The sequence below is a fragment of the Mesorhizobium sp. M1A.F.Ca.IN.020.03.2.1 genome (assembly GCF_004023205.1).
Lineage (GTDB): Bacteria > Pseudomonadota > Alphaproteobacteria > Rhizobiales > Rhizobiaceae > Mesorhizobium.
In genome coordinates this window covers 1-10,068 of the sequence record NZ_RZSV01000204.1, presented here as the reverse complement: position 1 = coordinate 10,068, position 10,068 = coordinate 1, and the positions used below count along the sequence as shown (strand labels likewise).

At 63.4% G+C, this 10,068-nt stretch carries 11 protein-coding genes and 1 pseudogene; 4 read left to right on the top strand and 8 right to left on the bottom strand.

What is annotated here, in order from left to right; translation table 11 throughout:
* Positions 1–302, bottom strand: a pseudogene (locus EOA79_RS33735) (uracil-DNA glycosylase); the annotation flags it as partial.
* A gap of 68 nt (positions 303–370) precedes the next feature.
* On the bottom strand, positions 371–1,009 hold the full coding sequence (locus EOA79_RS25020) for a hypothetical protein (protein WP_067321008.1): 639 nt from the start codon (positions 1,007–1,009) through the stop codon (positions 371–373).
* A gap of 251 nt (positions 1,010–1,260) precedes the next feature.
* Here EOA79_RS25020 and EOA79_RS25015 point away from each other — a divergent pair, with 251 nt between their 5' ends.
* Together EOA79_RS25015 and EOA79_RS25010 are read left to right on the top strand one after the other, a co-directional pair.
* The gene (locus EOA79_RS25015; RefSeq protein ID WP_095823701.1) at positions 1,261–2,940 is read left to right on the top strand and encodes an electron transfer flavoprotein-ubiquinone oxidoreductase; all 1,680 of its coding nucleotides are present in this window, start codon (positions 1,261–1,263) and stop codon (positions 2,938–2,940) included.
* A gap of 172 nt (positions 2,941–3,112) precedes the next feature.
* Complete coding sequence (locus EOA79_RS25010) at positions 3,113–3,706, top strand: DUF922 domain-containing protein (RefSeq protein ID WP_095823700.1); 594 nt, start codon at positions 3,113–3,115, stop codon at positions 3,704–3,706.
* Positions 3,707–3,750: 44 nt separating this feature from the next.
* Here the strand turns inward: EOA79_RS25010 and EOA79_RS25005 are convergent, their stop codons facing one another.
* The 5 genes from EOA79_RS25005 to EOA79_RS24990 form a co-directional block, all read right to left on the bottom strand.
* On the bottom strand, positions 3,751–4,734 hold the full coding sequence (locus tag EOA79_RS25005) for an endonuclease/exonuclease/phosphatase family protein (protein WP_245307403.1): 984 nt from the start codon (positions 4,732–4,734) through the stop codon (positions 3,751–3,753).
* Positions 4,735–4,900: 166 nt separating this feature from the next.
* Positions 4,901–6,361: an AMP nucleosidase gene (locus EOA79_RS25000; protein WP_245299647.1), complete on the bottom strand. Its 1,461-nt coding sequence runs from the start codon at positions 6,359–6,361 to the stop codon at positions 4,901–4,903.
* Between the two features lie 127 nt (positions 6,362–6,488).
* Positions 6,489–6,683 carry a hypothetical protein gene (locus tag EOA79_RS24995; RefSeq protein WP_067321018.1) on the bottom strand — a complete coding sequence of 65 codons (195 nt, stop codon included), beginning with the start codon at positions 6,681–6,683 and terminating at the stop codon, positions 6,489–6,491.
* 32 nt (positions 6,684–6,715) lie between these two features.
* Complete coding sequence (locus tag EOA79_RS32965) at positions 6,716–6,868, bottom strand: hypothetical protein (RefSeq protein WP_164748458.1); 153 nt, start codon at positions 6,866–6,868, stop codon at positions 6,716–6,718.
* Between the two features lie 207 nt (positions 6,869–7,075).
* Positions 7,076–7,417 (bottom strand): DUF2147 domain-containing protein, encoded by a 342-nt coding sequence (locus EOA79_RS24990; protein WP_095823699.1) that lies wholly within the window; start codon positions 7,415–7,417, stop codon positions 7,076–7,078.
* Between the two features lie 435 nt (positions 7,418–7,852).
* On the opposite strand from EOA79_RS24990, the gene EOA79_RS24985 reads away from it, so the two are divergent.
* Together EOA79_RS24985 and EOA79_RS24980 are read left to right on the top strand one after the other, a co-directional pair.
* Positions 7,853–8,119, top strand: coding sequence for a sel1 repeat family protein (locus EOA79_RS24985; RefSeq protein WP_066997543.1), 267 nt, complete (start codon positions 7,853–7,855; stop codon positions 8,117–8,119).
* Between the two features lie 379 nt (positions 8,120–8,498).
* The gene (locus EOA79_RS24980; protein ID WP_067321025.1) at positions 8,499–9,620 is read left to right on the top strand and encodes an ABC transporter substrate-binding protein; all 1,122 of its coding nucleotides are present in this window, start codon (positions 8,499–8,501) and stop codon (positions 9,618–9,620) included.
* 161 nt (positions 9,621–9,781) lie between these two features.
* Here EOA79_RS24980 and EOA79_RS24975 read toward each other — a convergent pair.
* Positions 9,782–10,068, bottom strand: a 287-nt coding sequence (locus EOA79_RS24975) for a biotin/lipoyl-containing protein (RefSeq protein ID WP_348631869.1), incomplete at its 5' end; no start/stop codon positions are given.

Sequence of the window (10,068 nt, the reverse complement as noted above, 5' to 3'; positions counted from 1 at the left end):
GCGGTGGTGAGCGTCGGGCGCCGCGGCGCATCGGGCACTTGGCTTGCGTCAAGTCCCGTCGATGCCGCCGGCCGTTCCGCCGCCCGGCCTGCCTCCAATCCGGGCTCCGATGCCGGCCGCTCCAGGGGCATGCTTTCACGCGCGGTCGCCGCCTGCGCCGGCGCGCGCTCGGCTTGCTTCGGCTTGGCCTCGGCGAAGCGGTTGACAGGTGTGTCTTCCAGCGCCTCGTCAACGCCGGCGCTGGCATAGAAGGCCAGCAGCTCTGCGATATCGATCGGGTTGTTGGGGGAGGCGGCAGTCATGGCGCCACCATCGTCCGCGCGGCAAAGATTTGCAACCGCCGGGAATTCGCCATTCAGCGCAATGTCTGTCAGCCCGTCGGTATGCGCGGATCCTGCACCAGGAAAAATGTCCAGCGCGGCGTGTAGTCGGTGATCAGGAACTCGAACGTCGCCGTCTTCAGCGGGTCGACCTTGCCGTTCTTGAACAAGAGCCGGTCATAGGGTTCGAACTGGCGGTCGAAATCGGCGAAGTTGCTCGAGACGATGTTGTCGGGATTCTTGTTGCGCTGGTCGAAGGAGAGGCCGTCGCCGAACACGCTCGGCTGGTCGAGGATTTCCTGCAACTCGAACTGGAACTCGACCCAGGGCAGGGAGCTGTTGTTGAGCACGTCGATGCGCATGTACATAACCCCATTGGCCACGTTGCCGGCCCTGCCGAAGGCTTCGATCGGCCTGATCGCGCGGATGGTCAGCGTCACTGGCGTCGCCGAATTCAGCTCCTCGGTGATGACCAGCGGGTCATCCTTGGTGCCAATTCCGGAGGCGCCGGTGATGCGGAAGCCGCCGAGCTCGTCGGAAAAGGAGTAGGCGCCGGCCGCCCAGACTTTTTGCGGATCGGCCTGGGCGGCGCCGAGCGAAAAGAGGAGCGGAAGAACCGCGCGGCAGAGCACGCCGAGCGTGAAGAGTAAGCGCTTCAATGAAAAGCCGATTGGCTCGGGAGTGCGCATGGGGCCAAGTATTGCCGATAAGCAAGCCGTCGAACAATTAAAAACGTGCCGAACAGGCCTGGCCTTCCAACTGCATGACCCTGGCCTATGCTTCGCCGTCGCCTGTCCGATGGCCGTTTCGTATGGAACACCGCGACTTTTTGTCGAAATCGGCTTTGTCACGTCAGCGCCGGTTTCGCGTCGCGAATTGATGCGCTATGCAGCGCGTGAGCCAGCAAAATGCGAGAATAGGGCAAGCCAGCGAGGGGCAGATGAGCGAAATCGAACGCGAGAGCATGGAATTCGACGTGGTCATCGTCGGCGCCGGTCCGGCCGGCCTTGCCGCGGCGATCCGTCTGAAGCAGCTCAACCCCGACCTTTCCGTCGTCGTGCTGGAAAAGGGCGGCGAGGTCGGCGCCCATATCCTATCCGGCGCCGTCGTCGACCCGATCGGCATCGACCGCCTTTTGCCGGGCTGGCGCGAGGAGGAAGGGCACCCTTTCAAGACGCCTGTCACCGACGATCATTTTCTGGTGCTCGGCCCCGCCGGGTCCTTCCGCCTACCCAACTTCCTGATGCCGCCGCTGATGAACAATCACGGCAACTACATCGTCTCGCTCGGCAATGTCTGCCGCTGGCTGGCGACCAAGGCCGAGGCGCTCGGCGTCGAGATTTATCCGGGCTTTGCCGCGGCGAGCCTTGTCTACAACGAAGCCGGCGCCGTGACCGGCGTGATCACTGGCGACATGGGCGTCGAGAAGGACGGCACGCATGGCCCGGCCTACGCTCCGGGCATGGCGCTGATGGGCAAATACGTGCTGATCGGCGAGGGCGCGCGCGGCTCTTTGGCCAAGCAACTGATCGACAAATACCAGCTTGCCGACGGCCGCGAGCCCGCCAAGTTCGGCATCGGTCTCAAGGAACTCTGGCAGGTCAAGCCTGAGAACCACAAGCCGGGGCTGGTGCAGCACTCCTTCGGCTGGCCGCTCGACATGAAAACCGGCGGCGGCTCCTTCCTCTACCATCTCGAAGACAACCAGGTGGCGGTCGGCTTCGTCGTCCATCTGAACTATAAGAACCCCTGGCTCTCGCCCTTCGAGGAATTCCAGCGCTTCAAGACTCATCCGGCGATCAGAGGCACCTTCGAGGGCGCCAAGCGGATCGGCTATGGCGCTCGCGCCATCACCGAGGGGGGCTGGCAATCGGTGCCGAAGCTTTCATTCCCGGGCGGCGTGCTGATGGGCTGCGCGGCCGGCTTCGTCAACGTGCCCCGCATCAAGGGCTCGCACAATGCGGTGCTGTCGGGCATGCTGGCGGCCGAGCATGTCGCGGACGCCATTGCCGCCGGCCGGGCCAATGACGAGCTCGCCTCCTATGAAGACGCCTGGCGCGGCAGCGACATCGGCAGGGACCTGAAGAAGGTGCGCAACGTGAAGCCGCTGTGGTCGCGCTTCGGCACCATCGTCGGTGTCGGCATCGGTGGTCTCGACATGTGGCTGAACACGCTGTTCGGCTTCTCGCCCTTCGGCACGCTGAAGCACGGCAAGGCCGACTATGCGACGCTCGAGCCCGCCTCCAAGCACCAGAAAATCGCTTATCCGAAGGCGGATGGCGTCTTGACCTTCGACCGGCTCTCCTCGGTGTTTTTGTCCAACACCAACCATGAGGAAAATGAGCCCGTGCACCTCATCGTCGGCGACATGGCGCTGCAGCAGCGTTCCGAGCACGACGTGTTCGCCGGGCCATCGACCCGCTACTGCCCGGCCGGCGTCTATGAGTGGGTGGACAAGGACGGCAATGCCGCTGCCGATCCGTCCGCCAAGGACGTGCGCTTCGTCATCAACGCGCAGAACTGCGTCCACTGCAAGACTTGCGACATCAAGGACCCGAACCGGAACATCAATTGGGTGCCCCCGCAAGGCGGAGAGGGGCCGGTCTACCAAGGCATGTGAGCCCCACGTCTGGCCGGGCCGGCTCGCCAGCCGCCATCCTGTGGGAGAAGCTGGTTCGAGCCGGGTAAGAGGCGGCACCAAGAGCAATACGGTTGCGACGGCGCAACCTCAAGGCTGTTGAATCCGCTGCCTGCTTGTGTTCCCTTTCCCTGAGGATAGGGAGGAGACGGTTATGCGCCTGGCGGTTCTGACATGCCTTGTCGCGCTCGGCGCGCTCTGCGCGCCGCAGGCTTCGGCCGGCACCAAGGTGCTGGTCCAGACGCGCACCTATGACATTGCCGGCAATTCGGGCGCGGCGCTCATCGAGGCGATGGGCAGCAGGGGCCCCAAGCACGGCTTCATGACGCATGCCATCGCCCAGACCGCCTATACGGCCGACTGGGAGCTTGGCGTTATCCAGGACAAGGGCTCGTGCCGGATACGGCAGGCAAACGGAACGCTCAGTCTCTTCTACACTTTCCCCCGCTTGGCGTCGCCAGCCACGCCTGCATTGAAGAAGCGCTGGAACCGGTTCTTCGCCGGCGTGCGCGCCCACGAGGGAACCCATGGCCGCATTGCCCGGGAAATGATGCGCGTCACCGATCGCTCGATCACCGGTCTTAGGGTCGCTAACGACCCCTATTGCTACAAGGCGCGCAGCGAGGCGCGCCGGCGCATCCAGGCCGTCTATGCCGAATACGAGGCCAGGCAAAATGCCTTCGATGCCCGCGAGCACCGCGAAGGAGGTCATGTCGAGCACCTCGTCGCTGCTTTGATCAGGCCTTAGCGGCACAAGCAGAAACCGGCGATGCGGCGGGAAGCAATGCGACGCTAACCGCCCGTGTTGCCAAGTTGTGCGTTTGCCGCCAGCGCCGACTGATGCTCGTCCTCGGGCTGTCGGCCGTCGGACCGCAACGAGAACTCGATCAGCACCGGCAAGTGGTCGGAACCGGCGTCTTCCAGCCGCGTCGCCGAGTGGATGGTCACGGCGCCCTTGCTGAACACCTGGTCGATCGGCAGGCCGGCGAAGCGCCGGATGAAATCCGGTAGCTTCCGATGGATCCAGGTCGGCCCGGCCGACGGCATAACGCTCAGTCCGCCGAGCGAGGCGACACGACGCACTGCAGCGCTCCACGGCACGGCGTTGCAGTCGCCGGCCATGATGGCGGTTTCGCCGAGCGCGGCAAGCGGCCCCGCCAGCTCGCCGATCTGCCAGTACTGCTCGCGCGGCCACGGCCAGCTCAAATGGATTGCCGCGACATCGACGCCGGTGCCGCCGAAATCGATCGTGGCGGTAGCCATCGCGCCGCGCGGCTCGCAATGCGGCGCCGTGCCGGCGGCAAAAGGCCGTCGCGAGAGCAGCGCGACGCCGAACACGCCGTTGGGGTAGGGGCAGAGGATGCGGTACGGATAGGCGCCGGTGATATAGCCGAGCTCTCTCGTCCACATTCCCGACACCTCGTCGAGGGTGATCACATCAGGGTTGGTGCGGCCGATCAGCGACAGCACCTTCTTGGGCGTCGGATTGTCGAAGCGAAGATTGATCTGCAGCAGGCTATAGACGATACGGTCGGCAGGTTTGGCGACCGCCTGCTGCGGCCACAACCTGGGCAGCGCGCTGGCCGTCGTGGCGAGGCAGGCGAGGGCGAAGAGCAGCGCTGCTGCCGCCTGCAGCCGGTAGGAACTGGCAAGCAGCGCCACCGCCAGGAGCGCCGTGAGCACGCTCAGGTGAATACGAAAATGCGAGAACGAATCGAGGGCCGGATGCAGCGCGCCGAGGAATCCGGCCAGCAGCGCGGCCGTGAGTGCCGTCATCGCCAGGAATGCCACCCCAGCCGTCATGTTTGAGCGCGCGCCGCCTGTTGTCATGGTCAGTCGTGTTCTGCCGAATGTCGCCGGCATCTTTTTGCAGCGACATACTCTCGCTCAGGCCTGCTTATCGGCAAAATTGCGGCCCGGGCAAGACGATGAGTTGCCTCGGCTACTGGAAAGCAGTCTCGGAGAAGCTTCTCAACTTGCGCGAATGCAGCCGCTCCATCGGCATTTCGGCCAGCTTCTCCATCGCCCTGATGCCGATGGTGAGGTGCTGCGCCACCTGCCGCTTGTAGAATTCCGTCGCCATGCCGGGCAGTTTCAGTTCGCCATGCAAAGGCTTGTCGGAGACGCACAGCAGCGTGCCGTAGGGCACGCGGAAGCGGAAGCCGTTGGCGGCGATCGTCGCCGATTCCATGTCGAGCGCAATGGCGCGCGACTGCGAAAGGCGCTGCACCGGTCCGCGCTGGTCACGCAGTTCCCAGTTGCGGTTGTCGATGGTGGCGACGGTGCCGGTGCGCATAATGCGCTTGAGATCGTAGCCGGAAAGTCCCGTTACCTCGGCGACCGCTTCCTGCAGCGCCACCTGGATCTCGGCCAGCGGCGGGATCGGCACCCAGACCGGCAGGTCGTCGTCGAGCACATGATCCTCGCGCACATAAGCATGGGCCAGCACATAGTCGCCCAGTGCCTGCGTATTGCGCAGGCCGGCGCAGTGGCCGAGCATCACCCAGGCATGTGGCCGAAGCACCGCGATATGGTCGGTGATGGTCTTGGCGTTGGACGGGCCGACGCCGATATTGACCATGGTGATGCCGCCATGGCCCGACTTCTTCAGGTGGTAGGCCGGCATTTGCGGCAGGCGCTGTGGCGGGGTGCCTTCGCTCGCCGCGCCGGCCCCGGCCTTAGTCACGAGGTTGCCCGGCTCGACGAATTCGCTGTAACCGCCGCCGCCGCTCTCCATCAGCTCGCGGGCCCGCGCCACGAACTCGTCGATGTAAAACTGGTAATTGGTGAACAGCACGAAATTCTGGAAATGCTGCGGGCTGGTCGCCGTGTAGTGCGTCATGCGGTGCAGCGAATAGTCGATGCGCTGGGCCGTGAACGGCGCCAGCGGCCTCGGCTCGCCGAACGCCACCTCGAAAGTGCCGTTGGCGATCTGGTCGTCCGTGCCGTCGAGATCCGGCACGTCGAACAGGTCGCGGATCGGCCGCCTGATCCGCTCGGCAGCCGTGCCATCGACATAGGTGCCCTCCAGAAAGGCGAAATGCAGCGGGATCGGCGTCGTCGATTCCGACACCGTGACCTGGACGCCGTGATTGCGCATGATGAGCCGAAGCTGCTCGACGAGATAGTTCTCGAACAGCTTTGGCTGGGTGATGGTGGTGGCAAAATGCCCGGGCGTCGGCATATGGCCGTAGGCCTGGCGCGAGTCGATCTGCGTGAACGAGGTGGTGGTGACGCCGATCTGCGGATAGAAGGCCCGGTAGCGCCTGCTCTCGTCGCCGCCGGCGGCGAGCTTGGCGAAGGAATCGCGCAGGAATTTGGTGTTGCGGTCGTAGAGCGCCTCCAGCGCCGCGACCGCCTTCTTGGCGTCGTCAAAACTCTGCCTGCCGAAAGGCTCCGGCATGACGACCGATTCGATGGCTTGGGGGTAGATTCGCTTTTCCATGGCCCAATATAGGGATTTGGAAGAGCGCTTGGGAGGGGGAGGCGGGCGCGAAGCCCGCCTTGCGGAGTATTTTTCTCTGGCCGTGTCAGCCACGCTGCAGGCTGACCAGCAGCACGAAGCCGATGCCTGCCTTCTTCGGCGTTGGCGCCTCGATGACCGAACCGGCGTCGGCGCGCATCATCGGCACCGCCAGCACAGGAGCGGCAAGCACCATCAGGATGAGCATCGCCCGCGGCAGGAGCCGAAGAGCTTTGAGGGTGGAGGCAGCGATGCGGTTCATGGTGGTCGTTCCGGTTTCGAGTATTCGTCGTTTCAGCGGCCGAAATGGTTCATGCAGTCCAGCCGGCAGGTATCGGCCATTCGCGGTGAGCGCGCCGGACGGCCGGCTTCGGCCACGAGGATGGCGAAGAACATGCCGAACAGGCTCATCAGCAGGCAGACGATGGTGAAGCGGCCGACAAGCATTGGTCTCTCCTTCAATGGCGAGGAGAATGCCCGAACGCCTCTGAACCGGTTCTGAGACCGATATTCATCTGCCGTTCAAATTGGCTGATGGGGTCATGACCGGCCGAAGGCCTGCGAAGTGCCTTGTCCAGCGTTGCGCTCAGAAACGGCGCTCAAAAAGAAAACGGGGCGCCGGGCCCCGTTTTTGTATCGTCATCCGTTCGACTGTCAGAGCTTGTGCCAGGTCTGGGTCTTGCAGATCAGTCCGCCCAGAACGCAGCCGCTCATCTTTAGCGAGGTGCCGGAAAGCGTCGCCTTGCCGGAATAGGTCTTGTCGGTTTCGGGGTCCGTTATGGTGCCGGTGTACTTGTTGTCGCCGGCCGCCTTGAAGGAGCCGATCGTCTTGCCGGCATATTTGCCGGACTTGAGCGTGATGGAAAACGCCCCGCCGCCGGCGATCGCCGCCGTCGATCCGGCCTGCGTCTTCCAATTGCCCTCGATCGGGTCGGCCGACGCGGCGCCTGCCATCATCAAGGTGGCCGCCAGGGCCAGGCTGACTTTTCGAGACATGCTTGTCCTCCCTTTAGGGTTCCGGCGGGCCTCGTCCCGCCTCTCTGTCCCTTACGCAAACGTAAAGCTAATCCAGCCATCGCCAAAACGAAAGCCGTGCCGCGACGGAAGCTTGTAAGGATTTCGGCCGCGTCGGTCGCTGGAAATGAACGGATGGCGAAAAAGGCTTCGGTTTCCGTGGTTAGCGAAGTCTTGATTCCCGCGCCTCAAATTTTCGACGAATTTGGCGCAGATCGGCTGAATTGCTGGATTCCTATGCTTAACGGTTCTTCGCGTTTACCTCTTGTTTTAGCTTTGTTTTCTTCAAATTAAGCAAGCCATTTAACGACGGATTCAAGGCGAGCCGTCATCCTCGAAAGCATCGAAAGAGCGGCCCGCCCAGGGGAATTCCAGGGACAGAAGGAGGCAGCTCTCGGGAGCAGACAGGGGATTGAAATGGCACGCTTTGAAATGCTTGAAGCCGGCTTCGGCGCCATGGGGGCAACTGCCCAGGCCGACATTCTTTTCGAACTGGGCATGATGTATGCGACCGGCCGCGATTGCGAGACCGACGTCATTGCCGCCCACAAATGGTTCAACATCGCCGCGATCAAGGGATCGCTCCGCGCCGCCGAGCTGCGCTCGGAATTGTCGGCATCGATGTCGAAGGCCGAGATCGCCAAGGCGCTGCGCGAAGCGCGCGAATGGATGACGATGCACTGATTTTGCGGGGTAAGGCCCGAAAGCTCTTAAGGGACAAGGCCGCAAAAAGACGGCCGGTTAACCAGACCAAGAACGCGGCAGGTCAACGAACTCAAGCCGTGCGACAACACAGGGAAGCGAGCGGGTTCAGGCGCGCGGGGCGCCGGGAAGCTCGACTGCAAAAGCCGCGACCGGCTGGGACAAGGCCGGCGCGGCTTTTGCATTTGCGCAGTCTCCGGCTGTATGGGAACGGCGGCTTGGCCCAAGAACTCCCCGTCGGAATGAACCAAATCCCGATACATTGTGCTCTCGACAGTTCCGGCGAAGGGTGAAATTGTCCCGGCTCTCTGGAAGAAGCGTGGCCGGAACGGCCGCGCGCAAGTGGAGGAGTTCTATTGTCATGAAAAGATTGGGTATTTTGAGCGCGGCCGCATTGGGCCTGACGATGAGCGCATCGGTTGCCTTCGCCGACGACATCACGATTTCGGTGGTCGGCCCGATGACCGGGCAGCTCGCCAACATCGGCGACCAGTTCAAGCAGGGCGCGCAGGCCGCGGCGGATGCCATCAATGCCGCCGGAGGTGTCAACGGCAACAAGATCAAGATCGACATCCAGGACGACCAATGCGATCCGAAGCAGGCCGTGTCGGTCGCCAACCGTATCGTTGCCAACGGCGTCAAGTTCGTCGACGGCCATGCCTGCTCGGGCTCGAGCATTCCCGCTTCCGCCGTCTACGCCGAAGCCGGCACCCTGATGATGAGCCCGGCCTCGTCGAATCCGGAACTGACCGACGCCGCGGCCAAGGCCGGCTGGCCGACGATCATGCGCCTCTACACGCGTGACGATGCGCAGGGCGCTTTCATCGGTCCATGGATCGCCAAGAAATATGCCGGCAAGAACGTCGTCGTCCTGCACGACAAGAGCGCCTACGGTCAGGGCGTTGCCGATGCTGTCAAGGCGACCATGAATGCCGGCGGCCTCAAGGAGGTCGACTATGAAGGCATCAATGCCGGCGAGAAGGACTATTCGGCTTTGGTCACCAAGCTGAAAGAGCTCAAGGCCGACGTCGTCTATTTCGGCGGCTACCATCCGGAGGCCGGCTTGATCCTGCGCCAGGCAGCGGAGCAGAACGTCAAGTTCCAGCTGATCATGCCGGACTCGATCGCCTCGCCGGAATTCTGGCAGATCGCCGGCCCGGCCGGTGAAGGCACGATGTTCGTCTTCCCCTCGGATCCGCAGTCGAAGCCGGAAGCGAAGGAGGCCGTGGCCAAGATCAAGCAAGGCGGCTTCACACCGGAAGGTTTCACGCTGTTCTCCTATGCAGTGATCCAGGCGGTGGCCGAAGGCGTCAAGCGCGCCGGCACCGACGACCCGGCCAAGGTCGCCGAGGCGCTGAAGGACGGCAAGCCGATCAGCACCGTGGTCGGCGACGTGATCTTCGACGAGAAGGGCGACCTGAAGAACGCCAGCTACGACATCAACCAGTGGCACGACGGCAAATACGCGCCGATCAAGCCGTAATTCGTTCTGCAGATCGATTGGAAATGGCCGGGATTTGTCCCGGCCGTTTTCGTATGTGCCTTGGCACTGATTTGGAGGCCAGTTCGGCGCTCTACGGCGCCCCCTGGAGTCCTGCCGCCCCAGCCAGTTTGTCCCGTTGCCGATCCAAGGCGACCGGCAGCTCAGCCCCGTGCGTCCTCGAACCGCACCAGCACCGTGCCGTCGCTCACTTGCGCGCCTTCGGCCGCGATCTCGGCAATCACCCCATCATGGGGTGCGGCGATCGTGTGCTCCATCTTCATCGCTTCGAGGATTAGGAGCGGCTGGCCCTTGATAACGGTATCGCCCGCTGCCGCGCGCACCAGCTTGACCAATCCCGGCATCGGCGCGCGCAGGCTGTCCGACGCGGCCGCGGCCTCATCCGCCTTGGCCAGCGGATCCGGCACCGTGAATGTATATCCGACCGCTC